At 62.3% G+C, this 22,183-nt stretch carries 23 protein-coding genes and 1 tRNA gene; 11 read left to right on the top strand and 13 right to left on the bottom strand.

Going from position 1 to position 22,183, the window contains the following annotated elements; translation table 11 throughout:
- Positions 1 to 12: 12 nt before the first annotated feature.
- Genes AC07P1_RS01355 through AC07P1_RS01340 form a run of 4 tightly spaced genes read right to left on the bottom strand, consistent with a single transcriptional unit; the run spans position 13 to position 2,297 of the window.
- Positions 13 to 555 carry an RDD family protein gene (locus tag AC07P1_RS01355; RefSeq protein WP_494694149.1) on the bottom strand — a complete coding sequence of 181 codons (543 nt, stop codon included), beginning with the start codon at positions 553 to 555 and terminating at the stop codon, positions 13 to 15.
- Complete coding sequence (locus AC07P1_RS01350; RefSeq protein ID WP_494694148.1) at positions 545 to 1,321, bottom strand: DUF3106 domain-containing protein; 777 nt, start codon at positions 1,319 to 1,321, stop codon at positions 545 to 547. Before AC07P1_RS01350 ends, AC07P1_RS01355 begins: the two co-directional genes overlap by 11 nt.
- A 2-nt stretch (positions 1,322 to 1,323) precedes the next feature.
- Positions 1,324 to 1,731, bottom strand: coding sequence for a DUF3619 family protein (locus AC07P1_RS01345; RefSeq protein WP_494694147.1), 408 nt, complete (start codon positions 1,729 to 1,731; stop codon positions 1,324 to 1,326).
- Positions 1,728 to 2,297, bottom strand: coding sequence for an RNA polymerase sigma factor (locus tag AC07P1_RS01340; protein ID WP_090314509.1), 570 nt, complete (start codon positions 2,295 to 2,297; stop codon positions 1,728 to 1,730). Before AC07P1_RS01340 ends, AC07P1_RS01345 begins: the two co-directional genes overlap by 4 nt.
- Before the next feature lie 549 nt (positions 2,298 to 2,846).
- Between AC07P1_RS01340 and AC07P1_RS01335 the strand changes: the two genes are divergently transcribed.
- The 3 genes from AC07P1_RS01335 to ilvC all read left to right on the top strand — a co-directional run bounded on the left by AC07P1_RS01335 (position 2,847) and on the right by ilvC (position 6,169).
- Complete coding sequence (locus AC07P1_RS01335) at positions 2,847 to 4,598, top strand: acetolactate synthase 3 catalytic subunit (RefSeq protein ID WP_494694146.1); 1,752 nt, start codon at positions 2,847 to 2,849, stop codon at positions 4,596 to 4,598.
- Between the two features lies 1 nt (position 4,599).
- Positions 4,600 to 5,091 carry an acetolactate synthase small subunit gene (gene ilvN, locus AC07P1_RS01330; RefSeq protein ID WP_090314507.1) on the top strand — a complete coding sequence of 164 codons (492 nt, stop codon included), beginning with the start codon at positions 4,600 to 4,602 and terminating at the stop codon, positions 5,089 to 5,091.
- Positions 5,092 to 5,152: 61 nt separating this feature from the next.
- Positions 5,153 to 6,169, top strand: coding sequence for a ketol-acid reductoisomerase (gene ilvC / locus AC07P1_RS01325; protein WP_090314506.1), 1,017 nt, complete (start codon positions 5,153 to 5,155; stop codon positions 6,167 to 6,169).
- Positions 6,170 to 6,225: 56 nt separating this feature from the next.
- Here the strand turns inward: ilvC and AC07P1_RS01320 are convergent, their stop codons facing one another.
- From AC07P1_RS01320 to AC07P1_RS01305, 4 genes are read right to left on the bottom strand one after another with little or no spacing between them, the layout of a single operon-like run.
- Positions 6,226 to 6,483 (bottom strand): hypothetical protein, encoded by a 258-nt coding sequence (locus AC07P1_RS01320; RefSeq protein ID WP_494694145.1) that lies wholly within the window; start codon positions 6,481 to 6,483, stop codon positions 6,226 to 6,228.
- 2 nt (positions 6,484 to 6,485) lie between these two features.
- Positions 6,486 to 7,001 (bottom strand): YcxB family protein, encoded by a 516-nt coding sequence (locus AC07P1_RS01315; protein WP_494694144.1) that lies wholly within the window; start codon positions 6,999 to 7,001, stop codon positions 6,486 to 6,488.
- Positions 7,002 to 7,017: 16 nt separating this feature from the next.
- A complete protein-coding gene (locus tag AC07P1_RS01310) occupies positions 7,018 to 7,884 on the bottom strand; it encodes a prolipoprotein diacylglyceryl transferase (protein ID WP_494694143.1) in 867 nt (288 codons plus the stop codon).
- A 40-nt stretch (positions 7,885 to 7,924) separates the two neighbouring features.
- Positions 7,925 to 8,323, bottom strand: a complete 399-nt coding sequence (locus AC07P1_RS01305) for a CPBP family glutamic-type intramembrane protease (RefSeq protein WP_494694142.1) — start codon at positions 8,321 to 8,323, stop codon at positions 7,925 to 7,927.
- 261 nt (positions 8,324 to 8,584) lie between these two features.
- Between AC07P1_RS01305 and AC07P1_RS01300 the strand changes: the two genes are divergently transcribed.
- The 5 genes from AC07P1_RS01300 to AC07P1_RS01280 all read left to right on the top strand — a co-directional run bounded on the left by AC07P1_RS01300 (position 8,585) and on the right by AC07P1_RS01280 (position 13,725).
- A complete protein-coding gene (locus AC07P1_RS01300) occupies positions 8,585 to 9,346 on the top strand; it encodes an SIMPL domain-containing protein (RefSeq protein WP_494694141.1) in 762 nt (253 codons plus the stop codon).
- Between the two features lie 67 nt (positions 9,347 to 9,413).
- Positions 9,414 to 10,184 (top strand): SIMPL domain-containing protein, encoded by a 771-nt coding sequence (locus tag AC07P1_RS01295; RefSeq protein ID WP_494694140.1) that lies wholly within the window; start codon positions 9,414 to 9,416, stop codon positions 10,182 to 10,184.
- 104 nt (positions 10,185 to 10,288) lie between these two features.
- Positions 10,289 to 11,161: a CDP-diacylglycerol--serine O-phosphatidyltransferase gene (pssA, locus tag AC07P1_RS01290; protein WP_494694139.1), complete on the top strand. Its 873-nt coding sequence runs from the start codon at positions 10,289 to 10,291 to the stop codon at positions 11,159 to 11,161.
- A gap of 72 nt (positions 11,162 to 11,233) precedes the next feature.
- Positions 11,234 to 12,781: a 2-isopropylmalate synthase gene (locus tag AC07P1_RS01285; protein WP_494694138.1), complete on the top strand. Its 1,548-nt coding sequence runs from the start codon at positions 11,234 to 11,236 to the stop codon at positions 12,779 to 12,781.
- Between the two features lie 8 nt (positions 12,782 to 12,789).
- Complete coding sequence (locus tag AC07P1_RS01280; protein ID WP_494694137.1) at positions 12,790 to 13,725, top strand: sugar kinase; 936 nt, start codon at positions 12,790 to 12,792, stop codon at positions 13,723 to 13,725.
- 191 nt (positions 13,726 to 13,916) lie between these two features.
- On the opposite strand, the gene AC07P1_RS01275 is transcribed toward AC07P1_RS01280, so the two are convergent.
- Both AC07P1_RS01275 and bamE read right to left on the bottom strand, forming a co-directional pair.
- Entirely contained in the window at positions 13,917 to 14,729 is an 813-nt protein-coding gene (locus AC07P1_RS01275) for a porin family protein (RefSeq protein WP_494694136.1), read from the bottom strand.
- 112 nt (positions 14,730 to 14,841) lie between these two features.
- Complete coding sequence (gene bamE, locus AC07P1_RS01270; RefSeq protein ID WP_494694135.1) at positions 14,842 to 15,330, bottom strand: outer membrane protein assembly factor BamE domain-containing protein; 489 nt, start codon at positions 15,328 to 15,330, stop codon at positions 14,842 to 14,844.
- Positions 15,331 to 15,497: 167 nt separating this feature from the next.
- On the opposite strand from bamE, the gene rpsO reads away from it, so the two are divergent.
- The 3 genes from rpsO (at position 15,498) to AC07P1_RS01255 (ending at position 18,834) form a co-directional block, all read left to right on the top strand.
- Complete coding sequence (rpsO, locus tag AC07P1_RS01265) at positions 15,498 to 15,767, top strand: 30S ribosomal protein S15 (protein WP_008450438.1); 270 nt, start codon at positions 15,498 to 15,500, stop codon at positions 15,765 to 15,767.
- Positions 15,768 to 16,075: 308 nt separating this feature from the next.
- Entirely contained in the window at positions 16,076 to 18,202 is a 2,127-nt protein-coding gene (gene pnp, locus AC07P1_RS01260) for a polyribonucleotide nucleotidyltransferase (RefSeq protein ID WP_494694134.1), read from the top strand.
- A 119-nt stretch (positions 18,203 to 18,321) separates the two neighbouring features.
- Complete coding sequence (locus tag AC07P1_RS01255; RefSeq protein WP_494694133.1) at positions 18,322 to 18,834, top strand: DUF29 domain-containing protein; 513 nt, start codon at positions 18,322 to 18,324, stop codon at positions 18,832 to 18,834.
- A gap of 1 nt (position 18,835) precedes the next feature.
- Here AC07P1_RS01255 and AC07P1_RS01250 read toward each other — a convergent pair whose 3' ends face one another.
- From AC07P1_RS01250 to AC07P1_RS01240, 3 genes are all read right to left on the bottom strand, one after another.
- A complete protein-coding gene (locus AC07P1_RS01250; RefSeq protein ID WP_494694132.1) occupies positions 18,836 to 20,260 on the bottom strand; it encodes a c-type cytochrome in 1,425 nt (474 codons plus the stop codon).
- A 70-nt stretch (positions 20,261 to 20,330) separates the two neighbouring features.
- Positions 20,331 to 21,920: a methyl-accepting chemotaxis protein gene (locus AC07P1_RS01245; protein WP_494694131.1), complete on the bottom strand. Its 1,590-nt coding sequence runs from the start codon at positions 21,918 to 21,920 to the stop codon at positions 20,331 to 20,333.
- A 165-nt stretch (positions 21,921 to 22,085) separates the two neighbouring features.
- Positions 22,086 to 22,181 (bottom strand) — tRNA-Sec (locus tag AC07P1_RS01240).
- Positions 22,182 to 22,183 lie beyond the last annotated feature (2 nt).

The raw sequence follows: 22,183 nt of genomic DNA, 5'->3' as shown, positions 1-22,183 counted from the left end.
AGATTGTGAAAATTATACTGCTGGCGCGGTCTTCTTTTTCTTTTCCGGCGCTGGTAGTTGCACCAGCCGGGTGCCGCTCAGTTTGTCGTGCAGGAACTGGCGGTCCTTGTCGAAAAAGGCGGTAAGCGACCACAGCAAAATGCCGACGCCGACCGCGCCCAGCGCCTGCCAGCGGTGCAGGTCCAGCGCCAGGCTGACGACCAGCGCCGGCAGCACCCACATCCAGCTCAGCAGGTAGCGCAGGGCGGCGCTCTTCGGCGGCACGTGCGCATGGCCTGGACGGACCAGCTTGAGGCGCCAGGTTTTCATCGCCAGGGTCTGGCCGTCGCGGCTCCACTGGTGGACGAAATAAACACCCAGCACCAGGAAGGCCAGCGCCTGGCGCATGTGCTCGACCAGCGGGGCGTGGCTGGCGCCGGTGACCATTTCAAAAATCAGGAAGGGGAGGAACAGCACCGCGAACCCCAGCAGGCATTCGTAGACCATCGACACCAGCCGGCGCTTGATGGTGGGCCGGGTGGTGGTCTGCAGGGGCGGCGAGACGCTATTTGGCATTGTCGCCGGCCGGCGCCGGCGGCGCGGTTACTGGTGGGCTTGGCGCGGCGGCGGGCGCCGGCGCCGGCACCGGTGCTGGGGCGGGGGCGGGCGAAGAGATCACCGGCGCGATATTCGAGGCGTTCGGCAACGGCCCACCGGTGGCGGGATCGATCCATGGCGGATGCGCCGTCGCGGCCGGCGCGGCGGTGCCGGCGGCCGTGCCGGTGGTCGGTGCGCTTGGCTTGATCGGCGCCGGCATCTTCATTTTGCTCTGGGTCGGCGTCGGCAGGTTGGCCAGCTGCTTCTTGGTCGGCGACTTGGCGGCCAATGCCTTCTTTTCCTCGTCGGACAGCTGCTGGTAGGATTCCCACTGGGTCGATTTCTGCGATGGGTCGAGTTTTTGCGCGCGCGCGAAATTCTGCCGCACCTGGCGGCGCTCCTCCGGCGTCATGCGGACCCACTCGCGCATGCGCTCCTGCACGCGCACCTGCTCGTCGGGCTTCATCGACGCGTAGCGCTTGCCGATGCCCAGCCACTTTTGCTTGCGGATGGGTTCCATCGTGTCCCACTCGCCGGCCAGCGGCTCGAGCGCCTGCTGTTGCGCCGGCGTCAGGTCTTTCCAAAGGATTTTTTCAGGCGGGATGTCGGCGTTGCTCACAGTCGTGGGGCCGGAGGCGAGCACGGGCGTCCCGGACTGGTTGCCCATCCATACCGCGCCGGCCGCTGCTACCGCTACCACCGCCGCAGCAGCGGCGACCCATTTTGCCCGACCGCTTAATGCCATGCTTATTGCTCGCTCTGGGTCAGATACGCGTTAAAACCATGGTCCAGGTAGGCGGACAGCGGCAATTCATCGGACAGGACGGCAGCGTCGAGCTCGGCCAGATCGGCGATGCGCTGCTGTTGCTCGTATTGGTAGATGCCGGCCAGGCCGGCGACCAGCACCAGCATCGGCACGGCCACGCCCATGCGGCCCAGCCAGCCGAAGCCCTGGGACAGGAAGCCGCCGGAGGTGGCCATCTCGGTCTTGGCGACGCGCACGCTCAGCGGCACCTCGACGTGGGCCTTTTTACGGGCCAGCGCCATCTTGCGCGCCTGCGCCAGGCGTTCCGTGGTCGACGCGGGCAAATCGTCCAGCCGCTCGTTGAGCGCGTGACGCACCTTGTAGGCGAAGTTCAGTTCATCGGTATTCATAGTTTAATTCCCTTGGCTTTGAGCGACTCGGCGAGAGTGTGTGTTGCGCGTGAGCAATGCGTCTTCACGCTCCCTTCGGAACATCCCATTGCTTCGGCTGTTTCAGCCACGTCCATATCCTGCCAATAACGCATAAGGAAGGCTTCTCGTTGACGTGCCGGAAGCTTTTGTACCTCCGCATCGATGAGGGCGAGCATTTGTTGGCGTTCGACCTTGTCGGCGCTCGATTCGGAGGCCTCGGTGCCTTCCTCGGCGGCATATGATTCCAGTATATCAAAGTCGTCGCCGCCTTCTCCCGACGGCGCCATGCCCGAAAACAGGCTGACCCAGGTGTTGCGAACCTTTTCGCGGCGGAAGTAATCGAGGATGGTGGTCTGCAGGATGCGCTGGAACAGCATCGGCAGCTCGGCGGCCGGCTTGTCGCCGTATTTCTCGGCGAGCTTGATCATCGCGTCCTGCACGATGTCCAGGGCCGATTCGTCCTTGCGTACCGCGTAGACGGCTTGTTTAAAGGCGCGCCGCTCGACGTTTTCGAGAAAGTCGGATAATTCTTTGTCTGTGGCCATGCGTTGGGTGAGGTACTGCCGGGATCACCGGCGATAGGCGCATAATTGCTGCTGATTGTTGTTGATATTGCTAGCTGGCGGCGATTTGCGAACTGAGCGCATGCTAGCAAAATTCGGCATTCCTTGCACCGTTTTACGTCAAAACACCGGATTTTTGCACCGGTAACAAGCCTTTTACCGCTGTTTTGGCATTTATTCCTTGCTCAAAGGGGGGCGCTAGGTGTACCGTATGGGACGCTTTGAACACCCCGAAGCTTTATGGTCTTGTCGCAGCAGGCACACAACGCCGCCATCGACACGACGCGCTTTCATATGTAGGCAGTTTGCTCTAACCCGTGCCACAAGCGCGAGAGGTACGCACAACCGCTACAGAAGGATCCGGCAGAACGATATTTGCGTTGAGCGCCGCTTTGCACGCCACTACGGTTGGCGGAAGAGGCTTGTGTGACCGCATGACAAAGGGAAGCTGGGCAAAGCTGTAGGGGCAGGCATACTTCGCGAGGGAAGAGCATCCGATCAATCTCCAATGGACCTTGAAAGGAATGTTTCATGAACACCGAAGCATCGTCACAACAATCTGGTGGCCAAAACGGCCAACTCACCGGCGCGGAAATACTCGTGCGCTGCCTGGCGGAAGAGGGCGTGGAACACGTCTTCGGCTATCCCGGCGGAGCCGTCCTGTATATCTACGACGCCATCTTCAAGCAAGACAAATTCCAACACGTGCTGGTGCGTCACGAGCAGGCCGCGGTCCACGCCGCCGACGCGTACTCTCGCAGTTCGAACAAGGTTGGCGTCGCGCTGGTCACGTCCGGTCCGGGCGTCACCAATGCCGTCACCGGCCTTTCCACCGCTTACATGGATTCCATCCCCATGGTCGTGATCTCGGGCCAGGTGCCTAGCCACGCCATCGGCCAGGATGCCTTCCAGGAATGCGACACGGTCGGTATCACCCGTCCCGTGGTCAAGCACAATTTCCTCGTCAAAGACGTTAAGGATTTGGCGGAAACCGTCAAGAAAGCCTTCTTCATCGCCCGCACCGGCCGTCCCGGCCCCGTGCTGGTCGACATCCCGAAGGATATCTCGATGCACAAGACGACGTTCTCGTACCCGAAAGAGGTCGAGATGCGTTCGTACAAACCGGTCGACAAGGGCCACGCGGGCCAGATCCGCAAGGCCGTCCAACTGCTGTTGCAAGCCGAACGTCCGATGATCTACACCGGCGGCGGCGTGATCCTGGCCAACGCCTCGCCCGAACTCAACAAGCTGGTCGACAAGCTCGGCTTCCCGGTCACCAACACCCTGATGGGCCTGGGCGCCTATAAAGCGTCGAGCGAGCACTTCGTCGGCATGCCCGGCATGCACGGCACCTACGAAGCGAACATGGCGATGCAGCACTGCGACGTCCTGATCGCCATCGGCGCCCGCTTCGACGACCGCGTGATCGGCAACCCGAAACACTTCGCCTCGCATCCGCGCAAGATCATCCACGTGGACATCGATCCATCGTCGATCTCCAAGCGCGTGAAAGTTGATATTCCGATCGTCGGCAACGTCAAGGACGTGCTGATCGAGTTCCTGGCGCAGCTGGACGCGACCGACGCCAAGCCGAACGCGCCCGCCGTCAAGGACTGGTGGAAGCAGATCAACGAATGGCGCGGCAAAGACTGCCTGAAGTTCGCTTCGTCGGACCTGGTCATCAAGCCGCAGGCGGTGGTGCAAAAGCTGTGGGAAGTGACAAAAGGCGACGCCTTCATCACCTCCGACGTCGGCCAGCACCAGATGTGGGCCGCGCAATACTACCCGTTCGACAAGCCCAAGCGCTGGGTCAACTCGGGCGGCCTGGGCACGATGGGCGTGGGTCTGCCGTACGCCATGGGCGTGCAGATGGCCAACCCGGACGCCACCGTCGCCTGCATCACCGGCGAAGGCTCGATCCAGATGTGCATCCAGGAGCTCGCCACCTGCAAGCAATACCATCTGACGCCGAAGATCATCATGTTGAACAACCGCTTCCTGGGCATGGTGCGCCAGTGGCAGCAGATCGACTACGGTTCGCGCTACTCCGAGTCCTATATGGATTCGCTGCCGAACTTCGAGAAGCTGGCCGAGGCCTACGGCCACGTCGGCATGCGCATCGAAAAACCGGGCGACGTCGACGGCGCGCTGCGCGACGCCTTCGGCATGAAGGACAAGCTGGTGTTCATGAACTTCATTACCGATCAATCGGAAAACGTCTGGCCGATGGTGAAAGCGGGCAAGGGGCTCTCTGAAATGCTGTTGGGTTCGGAGGACTTATAACATGCGACACATTATCTCTGTATTGCTGGAAAACGAAGCCGGCGCGCTGTCCCGCGTCGTCGGGCTGTTCTCGGCGCGCGGCTACAACATCGAAACGTTGACCGTGGCCCCGACCGAAGATCCGACCCTGTCGCGCATGACCATCGTCACCAGCGGCTCGGACGACATCATCGAGCAGATCACCAAGCACCTGAACCGCCTGATCGAGGTGGTGAAGGTGGTGGACCTGACCGAGGGTCAGCACATCGAACGCGAGCTCATGCTCATCAAGGTGCGCGCGGTCGGCAAGGAACGGGAAGAGATGAAACGGACGGCGGACATCTTCCGCGGCCGCATCATCGACGTCACCGAGAAGACCTACACGATCGAACTGACCGGCGCCAAGAGCAAGCTCGACGCGTTCATCGACTCGATCGACCGCGCCTCCATCCTGGAGACGGTACGTACCGGCGGTTCCGGCATCGGACGCGGCGAACGCATCCTCAAAGTTTAATTGGCATGGCCGCGAGGCCCGCCGACACCCCAACATTAAAAATTATTACTAAGGAATTATCATGAAAGTTTTCTACGACAAAGACGCCGACATCTCCCTGATCAAGGGCAAAAACGTTGCCATCATCGGCTACGGCTCGCAGGGCCACGCGCACGCACAGAATCTGAGCGATTCCGGCGTCAACGTGACCGTCGGCCTGCGCAAGGGCGGCGCCTCGTGGAACAAGGTCGAAAAAGCCGGCCTGAAAGTCGCTGAAGTGAACGACGCCATCAAGGCCGCCGACGTCATCATGATCTTGCTGCCGGACGAGAACATCGCCCAGGTTTACAACGAAAACGTCGCGCCTAACGCCAAGCAGGGCGCCGTGCTGGCCTTCGCCCACGGCTTCAACGTGCACTACGGCCAAGTCGTGCCACGCGCCGACCTGGACGTGATCATGGTCGCGCCGAAGGCCCCTGGCCACACCGTGCGCGCCACCTACACCCAGGGTGGCGGCGTGCCGCACCTGGTCGCCGTGTACCAGGACAAGTCCGGCATCGCCCGTGACATCGCCCTGTCGTACGCATCGGCCAACGGCGGCGGCCGCGCCGGCATCATCGAAACCAACTTCCGCGAAGAAACCGAGACCGACCTGTTCGGCGAACAAGCGGTTCTGTGTGGCGGCGCCGTCGAGCTGATCAAAGCCGGTTTCGAAACCCTGACCGAAGCCGGTTACGCTCCGGAAATGGCGTACTTCGAGTGCCTGCACGAACTGAAGCTGATCGTCGACCTGATCTATGAAGGCGGCATCGCCAACATGAACTACTCGATCTCGAACAACGCCGAATACGGCGAGTACGTGACCGGTCCGAAGGTTGTGACGTCGGCCACCAAGGACGCGATGCGCCAGTGCCTGAAGGACATCCAGACCGGCGAATACGCCAAGTCCTTCATCCTGGAAAACAAGGCCGGCGCGCCGACCCTGATCTCGCGTCGCCGTCTGACCGCCGAGCACCCGATCGAAGAAGTCGGCGCGAAACTGCGCGCGATGATGCCTTGGATCGCCAAGAACAAGATGGTCGACCAGTCGAAGAATTAAGTTTTTCTTCTTCACGAAAAAGCCGGCGCGAGCCGGCTTTTTTGCGTTTAAGGGATTCACATGATTACGCAAACCGCTACGATGACAGCGATCCAAAATACGACACCGACGAATGCGGTGGCCTCGTCGCCAATCACCACTTTCCCGTCCTCGCGCCACCACAATTTGGACGTTGTGATGTATCGGCGCGCGTTCCACTTTTCGACGCGCGCCGTGCCCAGGGACAGCAACGGAATGACGACACGTCCGGTGCCATAGCAAAACACTTCGATGCCTATCCGTACCAGTACTTCGCCGATGAAATCCAGCGCCATCGTTACCTCCGGATCATCGCCCTGAAGCGGGCGCGCTGATCGACGCTCAACAGGCGGTAGGGGATGGGCATCGACGTGTCCGCCAGGCGCAGCAAATAGCCGGTGGGGTAGGGGCGGACCTCGCGCACGTCGCGCCAGCTCCAGACCGAGGTGCCGCCGGCGCCGGTTCGTTTGATCTGTTGCTCATCGATGTCAATGGCGCTCGCGGCCGCATGGCGCACGCGCAGGTAGTACCACAGCGCGCCGGCCACCGTATCGGGTAGGCGCATCCTTTTTTTGCGCGACCGGTTACTCGCCCAGCGGAAATCAAGATATTCACGCAGCCGCAGCGTGACGTTGATGCGGATCGGCGCGGCATCGCCGGCCGCCGGGTCTGCTCGCTGACTCAACTCGGGAATGGACACGTCCTCATGATCGACCGTGATGGTCGTCGTCTCCGGAGGCGGCAGCTTGTTCTGCTCGGCCATTTGCATGGCGACCGCTTTGGTGATGAAGGGTTTGGGGTGGCTAAACCACATATGCGCTTCCTCTGTCTCAGCTCGGATTGAGCAGCTTGCCGTCATCGGTTTGCCGTTGACCGAGCAGCACCGCGCCTACCAGTCCCAGCACGATCAGCACGACGGCGATCACCTCGGCCTGCGTGGCCCGCACGCCGAGCACGTCGAACACCGGATTGACGCGGATTTGCTCGATCAGCAAGCGCTCCACGCCGGCCAGCATCAGGTACACGGAAAACAGCCAGCCGGTGCGGAACGGATGGCGCCGCAGCGCCCACAAGATCAGGAAGCACACCGTCGCCATCGCCGTTTCATAAATCGGCGCCGGATACACCCCCGGCGCGGCGAGCACTTCGCCGAAGATGTTGTTGTCGTAGGTTTGCGCCCAAAACCACGTCGGCAACCATTCCGGCTTGAGCGCCATGTTCGCCACAGTGCCCCAGTCGCCGTCGCCCGACACCTGGCAGCCGATACGTCCGACAGCGTAGCCGATCATCATGGCGGGCGCCGCCGCGTCGAGCAGCGGGCGCACCGGCAGCCGCCAGCGCCGCACGCAGGCCATGCCGGCCAGGGTGCCGGCGATCAGCCCGCCGAAAATACTCAGCCCCGAGCGCGTGAAGATCATGCTCATCGGATCGGCCATGAACTGGCCGGTGTGTTCAAGGATGTGGAACAGCCGCGCACCGATCACGCCGGCGATCAGCACCACCACCATGAAGTCGCTGACCACTTCCTGCGGCGGCACGGCCACACCGCGCCGTTGCGCCGGTCCGATGCGGCCGGCCTGGTAAAGGCGCTGCAACTCCGCGCGGAAGCATCCGCCGGCGACCAGCGCGCCGAGCGCCACGAACAAGCCGAACGTCGCCAGCGGCAGCGGCAGGTTGTAGCCGGTGACATCCCTCACAACGTCACTTAAATACGGGTATGACATGTTTGTCCTGTTATTAAAACAACGGAACTATCACATAAAAGAGCAGGGCGTTGTGGGCCGCATGGGCACTGAACGCAGCCATGTAGCTCGCGCCGACGCCACGCTCGCGCACCGACACATAGGCGTAGGCGAGAATGCTGCCGCCGATGAAGGTCGCAACGGCACTGGCGATGCCGCCGCTGTACAAGTGCGCGAGGCTAAATAGCACCGCGCTGATCAAGATGCACACCTGGCCGCTCACGCCAATCCGACGCCCCAATTCGATCGGCAAGAGCTGCCCGAAGATGGTCTCGAACAAAGGCGCCAACATGACGGCGGCGAGGAAAATGTACCAGCCCGGTTTTCCGATCAACGCCTGCCCGGCCGCACCACCTAATACGTCTTCAGAAAATGTCAGGTGAAGAATTCCCATCGCGAGGCATCCAAGGGGCACGCTGACAAGCGAAAGACTCAATCCCCTTACTACCGGATGACGCGGCAAGCACGCGCCACTTACCGCGATCCAATTCCTTGCCGCCAGCATCCGTCTCTCCATGTTGTCATTTCCGGAACAAACTCTAGCACACCCACTTAGTTGCGTGGCAATGTTACAAAGAGTCACCATGTCTTACAAGTACAACGTGTAATTTCGGGTAAAGTTCGCCTTGTCGTAATCTCAACTTTGGAGTCCGCAATGACCGTCATGAAAAATCTCGCCGCAGCCGCTGCCGTCTCCTTCGCGCTCGCCGCCCACGCCGCGCCGGCCGATACGCTGCCTACCACCGGCACGCTGGTGGTGGTGCCGGCCTACGGCGAAGTCAAACACGCCAACGATCAAGTCGTTGCCACCCTGGCGATCGAAGAGCAGGACAAGGACAAGGCCGCCGCCGCCTCGCGCGTCAACCAGAAGATGAAGCAGGGCCTCGACATCGTCAAGGCGGCCGATCCGCAAGCCAAGCTCAAAACCCAGGGCTACTACACCTATCCCGTCTACCCGGAAGACCGTCCGCTGCCGAACGGCCAAATGCCGAAGCAGCGCGTGCCGACCGCCTGGCGCGTGGGCCAGTATCTGGAAGTGACCACCACCAACCTCGACAAGCTGCCGAAAACCGTGGCCGCCGCGCAGAAGGTGCTGACCTTGAATGGCCTGCAGTTCGGCCTGACGCCGGAAACCACCAAAAAACTGGACGACGAGCGCATCGCCGCGACCTATAAAAACCTGAACGAGCGCATCAACTCGATCGCCAACGCCATGGGCCGCAAGGTCGGCGACGCCGTGCTCGACACGGTCGATTTCGAAGGCTCGGGCAATTACGCGCAGGAACGCGCCCAGGCGCCGGCGCCGATGATGATGCGCGCCAAGATGGCTGACAGCGCCGAAGTTGCCGAGCCGAGTTTCGAGCCGGGCGAGACTACTTTGCAGATGCAACTTGTCGGCAAGGTGCGCTTCAAGTAAATCCGCGACGGGGAAACGTTTCAGGTAAAGTCGAGCTTGCTTTTCCATTAACTTCGGAGATCGATCGATGACCCACCTGAAACACCTCGCGGCCGCCGTGGCCGCCACCTTCGCTTTGGCCGCGCACGCCGCGCCGGAATCCCTGCCCACCGCCGGTACCCTGGTGGTGGTGCCGGCCTCCGGCGAGGTCACGCACGTCAACGACCAGGCGATCGTCACCTTCAGCGTCGAGGAGGTCGACAAGGACAAGGCGGTGGCGGCCTCCAAGGTCAACCAGAAGATGAAGCAGGGCACCGATATCGTCAAGCGGGAAGACCCGCAGGCCAAGCTCAAAACCCACGGCTACTACACCTATCCGGTCTATCCGGAGGAGCCGCCGGTGCCGGCCGGACAGCCGGTCCGGCCGTCCAAACCGCGCGTGCCGACGGCCTGGCGCGTCGGCCAGTCGCTGCAGGCGACCACCACCACGCTGGCGACCTTGCCGAAAACGGTGGCCGCCGCGCAAAGCGTGCTGGCGCTCAACGGTGTGCGCTTCGGCCTGGCGCCGGAAACCACCCGCAAGCTCGACGAGCAACGCATCGCCGCCACCTACGCCAACCTGACCGAACGGATCAATTCGATCGCCGCAGCGATGGGCCGCAAGGTCGGCGACGCCGTGCTCGACACCGTCGATTTCGAGGGCTCCGGCAATTATGGTGGCAACAATGTGACCGCCTACGCGAGCGCTCCGGCGCCGATGATGTTGCGCAGGAGCGAGCAGGCCGTGGCCGAACCCAGTTTCGAGCCGGGCGAAACCACCTTGCAGATGCGTCTCGTCGGCAAAGTGCGCTTCAAATAAGCAAACTTGTGCAGAATAGGGGGATGGGGTGCCATCCCCCTTTTTTATTGTCGGCTCCTCTATAATGATGGCGCAGCAAGACCACATAATGAGAATGGAACCCTATGCCGAATTTTCCCCGCCGCCGCGCTAAAAACGTCGCCGCCCAAGCCAAACTGCCCAAGACGTCGCGTTTCAGCCGTTTTGCGCGCCGCGCCAGGGGCGAGGGCCTCGACAAGCCGCGTCATCGGGGGATTTACCTGCTGCCGAACGCCTTCACCACCGCCGCGCTGTTCTGCGGCTTCTACGCCATCGTCATGGCGATGAACCAGAAGTTCGAACACTCGGCCTGGGCGATCTTCATCGCCATGGTGCTCGACGGGCTTGACGGCCGCGTGGCTCGCCTGACCAACACCCAAAGCGAATTCGGCGCTCAATACGACAGCCTGTCGGACATGGTCTCCTTCGGCGCCGCGCCGGCGTTGGTGATCTACGAGTGGTCGCTGCGCGGCCTCGGTAAGCTGGGCTGGATCGCCGCCTTCGTCTACTGCGCCGGCGCCGCGCTGCGCCTGGCCCGTTTCAACACCAATATCGAGGTGGTAGACAAGCGCTTCTTCCAGGGATTGCCGTCGCCGTCTGCCGCCGCGCTGGTGGCGGGCTTCATCCTGCTGATGGTCGACCAGGAGGTCTCCGGCCTGGAACTGCGCTGGATCTCGTGGGGCATCGCCGTCTTCGCCGGCCTGTCGATGGTGACCAATGTGCCGTTCTACAGCTTCAAGGACGTCAACTTCCGCAAGTCGGTGCCGTTTATCGCCGTGTTCCTGATCGCGCTGGTGTTCGCGCTGGTGTCGATCGATCCGCCCAAGGTGCTGTTCCCGATCTTTATCGCCTATGGCCTGTCCGGCTACGCGGTGCTGGTATGGCGGCTTGCGAAGGGCAAGCCGGTGAGCCTGATCCAGACCGAGATCGATAGCGACGATCCGAGCGAGCGCCACTAACCCGGGTCCTCAACACATGGGCGGCAGGCCCTGAGCATTTTCAAGCAACGCAGCCACAGCAACGGAGCTATTATGAACAACTCATCCAACCGCCTGATCATCTTCGACACCACCCTGCGCGACGGCGAGCAATCGCCCGGCGCGTCGATGACCAAGGACGAGAAGGTCCGCATCGCCAAGCAGCTCGAGCGCCTGCGGGTGGATGTCATCGAAGCCGGCTTCGCCGCCGCCTCGCAGGGTGACTTCGAATCCATCAAGGCGATCGCCTCGGTGGTGCGCGAATCGACCATCTGCTCGCTCTCGCGCGCCAACGACCGCGATATCGCGCGCGCCGCCGAGGCGCTGGCGCCGGCCGAGCGCAAACGCATCCACACCTTCATCGCCACTTCCAATCTGCACATGGAGATGAAGCTGCGCATGCTGCCCGACCAGGTGCTGGAGCAGGCCCGCAACGCGGTGCGCTTCGCGCGCCAGCACACCGACGACATCGAATTCAGCCCGGAGGACGGCAGCCGCTCGGACGAGGATTTCCTGTGCCGCGTGCTGGAAGGCGTGATCGCCGAAGGCGCGACCACGATCAACTTCCCGGACACCGTCGGCTACGCCGTGCCGGAGATTTTCGGCGAAACCATCCGCCGCCTGCGCGAGCGCATTCCCAACTCCGACAAGGCCGTGTGGTCGGTCCACTGCCACAACGACCTTGGGCTGGCGGTGGCCAATTCGCTGGCCGGCGTGATGATAGGCGGCGCGCGTCAGATCGAGTGCACCATCAACGGCCTCGGTGAGCGCGCCGGCAACACAGCGCTGGAGGAGGTGGTGATGGCGCTGCGCACGCGCGGCGGTTACTACAACCTGGAAGTCGGCATCGATACCACGCAGATAGTGGCGGCGTCGAAGATGGTGTCGCAGATCACCGGCTTCGCCGTGCAGCCCAACAAGGCCGTGGTGGGCGCCAACGCCTTCGCGCACGCCTCGGGCATCCACCAGGACGGCATGCTCAAGTCACGCGAGACCTACGAGATCATGCGCGCTGAGGATGTCGGCTGGGCCGCCACCAAGATCGTGCTTGGCAAACTGTCCGGCCGCAACGCCTTCAAGCAGCGCTTGCAGGAGCTGGGCATCGACCTGGAATCGGAGGCGGAAGTGAACGCCGCCTTCATCCGCTTCAAGGAACTGGCCGACCGCAAGTCCGACATTTTCGACGAGGATATCCTGGCGCTGGTCTCGGACGAGCAGCAGTCGCAGGAAAGCGAGTTTTATCGATTCGTGTCCCTGTCGCAGCAATCGAACACCGGCGAGACGCCGAGCGCCAAGGTGGTGTTCTTCATCGACGGCGACGAGCGCACCTCCGAAGGCAAGGGCGACGGCCCGGTGGACGCCACCGTCAACGCCATCGAATCGGAAGTCGGCAGCGGCGCCGAACTGGTGCTGTTCTCGGTCAACGCCATCAGCACCGGCACCCAGTCGCAGGGCGAGGTGACGATGCGGCTGTCGAAGGAGGGGCGCATCGTCAACGGCGTCGGCGCCGATCCGGACATCATCGTCGCCTCGGCCAAGGCTTATTTGTCGGCGTTGAATAAACTGCACTCGAAGATCGAGCGCGTCAACCCGCAACCATGAGGTTTTGAGTGGCAAAAGATTTTGATAAGAGTTTTGATATCGTGGCATTGGGCGAGGCCATGGTGGAGTTCAACCAGGCCACGCCTGGCGAAGCAAACTACCGCCAGGGCTTTGGCGGCGACACCTCGAACGCGGTGATCGCCGCCAGCCGGCAGGGTGCGCGTACCGCGTATCTGACACGCGTCGGTGAGGACGCGTTCGGCGGGATGCTGCTCGATTTGTGGCGGGCCGAGGGTGTCGATGTCAGCGCCGTCGCGCGCGATGCCGACGCGCCCACCGGCCTGTATTTCGTCACGCATGGTCCCGATGGCCACGCGTTCAGCTATCTTCGCGCCGGCTCGGCGGCCAGCCGCATGCAGCCGCGCACGATGGATCTGGGCCTGGTCGAATCGGCGCGCTGGCTGCATGTGTCGGGGATCTCGCAGGCGATATCGGCCAGCGCCTGCGACACGGTGTTCGCCGCGATCGATATCGCGCGCCGTGCCGGGGTAAAGGTCAGCTTCGATCCGAACCTGCGCCTGTCGCTGTGGCCCCTGGCGCGTGCGCGCGCCATCATGTGCGCCACCATCGGCATGACCGATCTGTTCATGCCTAGTCTGGACGAGGCGGTGGCGCTGGCCGGAACGGACGATGTGGAGACGATGTTCGCGTGGTGCCGCGCGCAAGGGGCGCGATCGGTGGTGCTGAAGACGGGACCCAAGGGCGCATGGTACGCGGGCGAGGGCGAAGCGCCGCGATTGGCCGCGGGCTATCCGGTGCAAGCGGTGGATGCCACCGGCGCGGGGGATTGTTTCGATGGCAGCCTGCTGGCGCGCCTGGCGGCGGGGGATGCGCTGGGCTATGCGGTAAGGTACGCCAACGTCAGCGCCGCGTTGTCGACGCAAGGCCATGGCGCCGTCGCGCCGATACCAAGCGCCGCGCAAGTGCGCGCGGCGCTGGCGTAAAATGCCGGCCAGCGGCGATGCCGCCTGGCCGGGCTGTCCGGTAAATCGAAATGTTGAATGACACATGTTCCACGTAGGGCGGATTAGGCGGAACGCCGTAATCGGCCATGCATGCGTCCCGGCGGCGCACGCATGGCCGATTACGCTACGCTAATCCGCCCTACGTAAATCCGCGCGACGCATCCAGCACCTTAAAAGCGCACCTTGAGATAAGCCGCAGGTCCGTTCAACCGGATATTCACCGCCAGGTCATCGCGCTCTCGACGCAGGCTGATCTTCGACGCGCTGTACTCGGCCACCACGCCCACCATCGGCGTCACATACCATTCCAGCCCAACGGCGCCGCCGTAGATATGGCCGTTGATGCTGCCGCCATTCTTTTTAATGCCGTTGGCATCCGCATACATGCGCAACTGCGGCGAGAACTGATGGCGCCAGCCCAGTTCCACCAGCGGCGCATAGGCGCTCTCGTTCTCCGAATAGCGCGCATTGCCGCTGACGCCATTCAACACGCCGTTCGCGGTGCCGTCGATGCGCGCGCGGTAGTAGGCCGCGCCCACACCCACGCCAAACACATCCGCGCCGCTGCCCAGCCACCACTTGTAGGCGACATTGGCCAGATCCAGCTTCAGCTTCGCATTCAGCTTGCCGGTGCCGGTCAGCGGCAAACCATCGATATTGGTGCTGCCGCTCAGGCTCGGGTTGTACTCTTTGTCGTAGCGGTAGTAATCGAAGTCGAAACCGTGCGAGTCGCCGATCAGCACGCTGGCCTTGGCGCGTGGCAAAGTCACATTGTCGGACTTATAGGTGCCGGTATCGATGCGACCATAATTGGTGTCGCCCTCGACCTTGATGCGCGGTTCGGTATAGAAAGCGCCGACGGACAGGCTGGCACGGTCCAGCGCCGGCGATGGTTCCGCCCAGGCCATCGCGGTCGCGGTGGTCAGCGCGATAAGCGAGGCTGCATAAATAGCGTGGCGTGCGGAAGGCGTACGTAAAGACATGAATTCTCCGAAGTGGGTTGCGTTTTGATATAGGGAAATCATAGCAACCACGAAAAATATTTCACGTCGGCGCACTGCCAAACTGCGCGTGGGACTGCTCCTACCGGACGCGTCAACGCAGCCAGCGCGGTTCGCGTTCCTCGTCGGGCCCGTTGACCAAGGCTTGCACCACGCCGTTGCGGTCGAACTGCACGTCCATCAGCGAGTTCCACACATCGCTTTCCTTGTAGCGGTATTGCCAGACGTCGCCATCGACACTGTAATAGCGCACCTGCTTGGACGGCCGGCCCAGGATGCCCAGCACGCTGTCCTTGGTGTCCCGGCCGATCTTGATGGTGCCGAACTTGGCGTTCGTCAGCACCTGCTCGTAAGAGACCAGTCGATCGTCCGGGCCGATGCGCGCCATCCATGTGTACTGGCCGAGCGGTCCCATCGCGTATTCGAGCATCGTGTCGGGCCCGTTTTTGTAGACGCCGGTGGGCCGGCCCAGCTTGGATTGGACCGCCTGGGCGCTGTCGCCCGGCGCCGGCGGCGGGCCGAACATATTGGCGCATCCGGTCAATGCGCCGCAAAACATTACCAAAAAGAACAGTTTTTTCATCGCGCAGCTCCAAAAAGAGGAGGGAAGTTGACAAATTGTAGCCAAGCCGGGATACACGCGGCGCTTTTTCCGCTATACTTTCGGGTCTGGTCTTCGGACCGGTTTTTTTTGAAGTTCACGGTGTGCAGGGTTCAGACTCCGCGCACCGCATGTTAAAGGTAAATATCATGACCGTAGAAAACATCAACAAAGCCGCGATCATCGCGGACAACGCCCGTGGTCAAAAAGACACCGGCTCGCCAGAAGTGCAAGTTGCACTGCTGACCGCACGCATCAATGAACTGAACGGCCACTTCAAGGCCCACAGCAAGGATCACCACTCCCGTCGTGGTCTGATTATGATGGTTAACCGTCGTAAGAGCCTGCTGTCGTACCTGAAGGGCAAAGATGCAACCCGTTATCGCGATCTGATCGCCAAACTGGGTCTGCGTAAGTAATATTTGCGTCATCCGGCTTAATCGAAATGCCTGCGCCAGTTTGTCTGTCGCGGGCATTTTGTCATTTTCGCGGGTAAAAACTTGCCAGATGGAACCCCATCTTGGCAACGCGGCATGGAATCCCCGGATACACGTAGGGCGAGCCGCCAGCGGCAGAAGCATGGCCGATTAAGGCGTTCCGCCTAATCCGCCCCACGTGGTCCTATGTTTTAGCAAGTGTAGGTGTAGCAAAGACGGCGGGTATGCCGTCTGTGGTGAGGTGAACGACAGCCCCTGAAAATCTGTCGGCAAATAGAAAGGGATTACCCATGTTTAACAAAGTTACGAAAACCTTCCAGTACGGCCAACACACCGTCACGCTGGAAACCGGCGAAATCGCTCGCCAGGCATCCGGCGCGGTGATGGTGTCGATCGAAGACACCGTCGTGCTGGCAACGGTTGTGGCACGCAAGGATGCCAAGCCAGGTCAGGATTTCTTCCCGCTGACCGTCGATTACGTCGAAAAAACCTACGCTGCCGGTAAAATCCCGGGCGGTTTCTTCAAGCGCGAAGGCCGTCCTTCGGAAAAAGAAACGCTGACGTCCCGTCTGATCGACCGTCCTATCCGTCCGCTGTTCCCTGAAGGCTACCTGAACGAAGTGCAGGTCATCATTCACGTGCTGTCGGTCAACCCTGAGATCGATCCGGACATCGCCGCCATGATCGGCGCATCGGCCGCCCTGTGCGTGTCGGGCGTGCCATTCAACGGCCCGGTCGGCGCCGCGCGCGTCGGCTACGCCAACGGCCAGTACATCCTGAACCCGACCGTCGAACAACTGAAGACCTCGCAGATGGATCTGGTTGTCGCCGGTACCGAAACGGCCGTGCTGATGGTTGAATCGGAAGCCCAGCAGCTGTCCGAAGAAATCATGCTCGGCGCCGTGGTCTTCGGCCACACCGAAATGAAAGCTGTCATCGACGCGATCCACGAACTGGTGCGCGACGGCGGCAAGCCGGAAGTCGAATGGGTTCCACCAGCGAAAAACGAAGCGCTGATCGGCCGCGTGGCGCATTTCGCCGCCAGCAAGATCAACGAAGCGTACCAGACCAAAGACAAGCAGGAGCGCACCGCCAAGCTCAAGGCCGCCACCAGCGAAGTGCTGGCCGACCTGTCGGCTGAGGCCGCCGCCGCCGCCGCCGGCGCCGCGCCGATCGATTCGGCCGAAGTGAACAACATCCTGTTCGACATCGAAGCGAAAATCGTCCGCACCCAGATCCTGGACGGCGAGCCACGCATCGACGGCCGCGACACCCGCACCGTGCGTCCGATCTCGATCCGCACCTCGGTGCTGCCACGCACCCACGGCTCGGCCCTGTTCACCCGCGGTGAAACGCAGGCGCTGGTCGTCGCCACCTTGGGCACCGCCCGCGACAGCCAGAAGATCGACGCGCTGATGGGCGAGTTCACCGACTCCTTCATGCTGCACTACAACATGCCACCGTTCGCCACCGGTGAAACCGGCCGCGTCGGCACGCCTAAGCGCCGCGAAATCGGTCACGGCCGTCTGGCCAAGCGCGCGCTGATCGCCGCGCTGCCGGCACCGGAAGAGTTCAGCTACTCCGTACGCCTGGTGTCGGAAATCACCGAATCGAACGGTTCGTCGTCGATGGCTTCGGTCTGCGGCGGCTGCCTGGCGCTGATGGACGCCGGCGTGCCGATGAAAGAGCACGTCGCCGGTATCGCGATGGGCCTGATTAAAGAAGGCGGCAAGTTCGCCGTGCTGTCGGACATCCTGGGCGATGAAGATCACCTGGGCGACATGGACTTCAAGGTCGCCGGTACCCGCAACGGTATCACCGCGCTGCAGATGGACATTAAGATCATGGGCATCACCAAGGAAATCATGCAAGTGGCGCTGGCGCAAGCCAAGGAAGGCCGCGAGCACATCCTGGGCGAAATGCAAAAAGCCATGCCGCACGTGAAAACGGAACTGTCCGATTTCGCGCCGCGCCTGATCACCATCAAGATCAATCCTGAGAAGATCCGCGACGTCATCGGCAAGGGCGGCGCCGTCATCCGCGCGCTGACCGAAGAGACCGGCACGCAGATCGACATCAGCGACGAAGGCGTGGTCACCATCGCCTCCGTCGACGCCGCCGCCGGCCAGGAAGCCAAGCGTCGCATCGAAGAGCTGACCGCCTCGGTCGAAGTGGGCAAGACCTACGACGGCGTGGTGTTGAAGCTGCTGGACTTCGGCGCGATCGTCCAGGTCATGCCAGGCAAGGATGGTCTGCTGCACATCTCGCAAATCGCCAACGAGCGCGTCAACGCCGTCGCCGACTACCTGAAAGAAGGCCAGGCAGTGCGCGTCAAGGTTCTGGAAACCGACGACCGCGGCCGCCTGAAGCTGTCGATGAAAGCAGCCGCTGAAGAAGCGGCCGCCGCGGCGAACTAATCTCGGACTAGTTCGCTAAAAACCGCGCCGCGTGCTTGCACATGGCGCGGTTTTTTTTCGTCTTGAACTTTTGATCATGGTGCCTGTCCAACCTGGTGCACGCGGTTGGAGGAGAAGTTATGGGCACGCTTTACGACGAGGATGTTGTCGCCTGGGCCGAGCAGCAGGCGGCGTTGCTGCGCACGGGCAGGTGGTCGGAGCTGGACATCGACAACATTGCCGAGGAGATCGAGGATGTGGGCAAAAGTGAAAAGAGGGAATTGCAAAACCGGCTCGCGTTGTTGATCGCACACCTGCTGAAATGGGCATATCAGCAGGATATGCGAGGCCACAGCTGGGTCTATACGATTCGTGAGCAGCGCGCCGCGATCCAGCAGGATCTTATTAAAGGTCCGGGGCTAAAACCCTTGCTGACGGACACCGCATGGGTGCGGCAAACCTACCGCTATGCAAAAGTCAAAGCGTACGAAGATACGCATGACCTCATCCTGCCGGATGAATTGCCTTGGACGGTGGAACAGATTCTTTCTACGGATTTTATGCCTGAGACGGGAGCGGATTATTCGGGAGAAGAGAGAACCGCGCCACCTGTTGGCGGAACGCGCTCCCGGAACCTTGGAGCGCGTTCATGAATCACTTGCTGTCGTACGTCACGCGGAACACGCGCCCGCCATGATCGTCCGACACCAGCATCGAGCCGTCGGCCAGGGTGACCACGTCGACCGGCCGCGCCACCACTTCCTCGCCGCGCAGGAAGCCGTCGATGAACGCGGTATCGCTGACGACCTTGCTGCCGTACAGCGTGATCAGGCGCACGCTGTAGCCGCTCTTGGTGGTGCGGTTCCACGAGCCGTGCTCGGCGACGTAGACGTTGTTGCGGTACGCCTCGGGGAACTGCTTGCCGGTGTAGAACGTCAAGCCCAGCGGCGCGACGTGCGGCCCCAGCTTGGCGACCGGCTCGACGAACTCCTCGCAGGCGCGGCCCTTGAAGGTCGCGTCCGGCACCACGCCGCCGTGGCAGTACGGGAAGCCGAAATGCAGCCCGGCCTTGGGCGCGATGTTCAGTTCGCACGAGGGGCTGTTGTCGCCCAGTTGATCGGCGCCGTTATCGGTGAACCACAAGGCCTTGGTGGTCGGATGGAAGGCGAAGCCGACGGTATTGCGGATGCCGCGTGCATACTCCTCCAGCCCGCTGCCGTCGGCGTTCATGCGGTAGATTTTGGCGTGCTTGGTGTCGTCGGTGTCGCAGATGTTGCAGGGGGCGCCCACCGGAATGTACAGCTTGCCGTCCGGGCCGGCCTTGATGACCTTTTCGCCGTGCCATTTGTCGTCCGGCAGGTCGACCTTGACCACTTCGTAAGAGGGTTTTTGCGCGTAGCGCTTGTCGATATTGTCGAAGCGGATCACGCGGCTGATCTCGCCGACATACAGCGCGCCGTTGAGCAAGGTAACGCCGATCGGATTTTCCAGGCCGGAAGCGATGGTGACCACTTCGGCCGTCTGCTTGTCGCCGCGCGGCACCAGCGCGTACACCTTGCCGGCCTTGCGCGAGCCGACATAGACGATGCCGCTGTCGGACACGGCCATGCTGCGCGCGGCGTCGACCTGGCTGGCATAGACGCTGATGCGAAAGCCTTTGGGCAATTTGAAACCGCTCAGGTCGATACCGTCCGGGGCGGCCTTGGCGGCGGCTGCCGGCGCGGCGGCGGCCACAGTGGTCGCGGCAGTGGCAAGGATCGGCTTGTTGGCGCCGGCGGCGATGTAGTCGGCCAGCAGTGCGATCTGCGGCGCGCTCAGCGCTGGCGACCAGGCCGGCATGTTCTTTTCCGGCACGCCCTTGCTGATCACCTTGATCAGGTTGGCCTTGGTCGGCTCGCCGTGCAGCCAAGCGTGCTTGCCCAGGGTCGGACCGATACCGCCTTCCATTTTGACGCCGTGGCAGGAGGCGCAGTTGGCCTGATAAAGTTTTTCTGCTGCCACGGAAGGTGCGGCGGCGTGCGCGGCATACGACGCGAACGCCATGGCGATGGCGAAGGCGCGCGGAGCGATGTGTTTCATGTATGTCCCCAGGTAAATGATGGCGTATTGTGCCAGTTTTCTTGCGCTGGAGACATCTTGAAAGTGGGAATCAGCGCAAGGCCAGCGCTTGCCCACGCGCGGGCCCAGCGTCCAGCTTGAACATGCTGACCAGTTGCGCCAGATGGCCGGACTGGCCTTGCAAGGCATCGGCGGCGGCCGCCGCCTGTTCCACCAGCGCCGCGTTTTGCTGCGTCACGCCGTCCATCTCGACGATGGCCTGGTTGATCTGCTCGATGCCGGCCTCCTGCTCGCCGCTGGCGGTGGCGATCTGTCCCATGATGTCGCTGACGCGCTGCACGCTGGCGACGATCTCCGTCATCGTGTCGCCGGCCTGGCCGACCAGCCTGGCGCCGTCGTCGATCTTGCCGACCGAGTCGCCGATCAGTTGCTTGATGTCCTTGGCCGCGCTGGCCGAGCGTTGCGCCAGGTTGCGCACTTCCGACGCCACCACGGCGAAGCCACGGCCTTGCTCGCCGGCGCGGGCCGCTTCCACCGCCGCGTTCAGCGCCAGAATATTGGTCTGGAAAGCGATGCCGTCGATGACGCCGATGATGTCGACGATGCGGCGCGACGAGGCGCTGATCGAATCCATCGTCGTCACCACCTCGGCCACCACGCCGCCGCCGCGCACCGCCACCGAGGCGGCGCTGGCCGCCAGCTGGTTGGCCTGGCGGGCGTGGTCGGTGTTTTGCTTGACGGTCGAGGTCAGCTCCTCCATCGACGAGGCGGTCTCCTCCAGCGAGCCCGCCTGCTGTTCGGTGCGCGTCGACAGGTCCATATTGCCGCTGGCGATCTCGTTCGACGCGGTGGCGACGGCGTCGGTGGTGCTGCGCACTTCGCCGACGATGGCGGCCAGCCGGTCGCGCATCGTGGCGATGCTGAACAGCAGGCTGGAGCGGTCATTGGCGCGCAGCACGACGTCCACCGTCAGGTCGCCGGCGGCGATGCGGTCGGTGATGCCGGCCGCGTAATCGGGTTCGCCACCGAGCTGGGTCAGCAGCGAACGCGTGATCAACCAGCCCAGTAGCAGCGCCACGGCGATCGAGGCAACCGACAGGATCAGGATGGTGATGACGGCCGCTTCGCTGCGCCGCTGGATGCCGTTGCCGATTTCGTCGATGGAGGCTTTCTGGCGATCGGCGAGCGCCTCGATGCTGCCGACGTAGACATCGCCGGCAGGCACGAATTGTTGCGCGATGATGGCGTTGGTCTTCTCGATGTCGCCCTGCGCCTTGGCGTCGAACGCCGCCTTGCGGTGGCCTTGGTAGATCGCGCGGTTTTCCAGCGCTTTGGCGAACAACTCCTTGGCGCGCGGGTCGATCAGCAGCTTGCCGATTTGCTCCTGCGCTCCGGCCACCCGCTTGGACGCGCGGGCGATGCCGTCCTCGAAGAATTTCTGCGCCTCGGGATCGCTGGTCTTGGCGGCGGCCTGGGCGCGTTGCACGTTCGCCTCGATGATGCCTTTCCACTCGGTGACCAGGCGTTCGGTCTGCAATTGCTGTTCGAGCAGGTTGGAGGTGTCGGCGGCGATGCTGCGGATGGTCAGTTCACTGGCGACGGAGATGGTCAGCAACAGCAACAGGGCGGCGCCGAAGCCGACAGCCAGCCGCTTGCCGACCTTCATCTTGGAAAAAATCATTGTGCTTCCTTACATTAAAGCAGGTCTATGCGACCAGTTCACAACAGATTAAATATTTTATTATTGACAATATCTGTTTCTTTAATGTAATTTTACACGCAATTTGTTCAGGACGTATCTACGTAGTTTCCCCGCCTGGGTCGGAGCGCGGGAGGCGGAGAGAAATGGCGGAAGGCAGTAGGAGTCGAACTTACAGGAGAGCGTCTGACGCCCCCCACCGGGTTTGAAGCCCGGCCCCATCACCGGATGAGATTGCCTTCCGT

It is taken from the genome of Duganella sp. GW821-FHT07F09 (genome assembly GCF_059418705.1).
The sequence above is the reverse complement of the archived record's forward strand: the minus strand, read 5'-3'. Positions and strand labels throughout refer to the sequence as shown.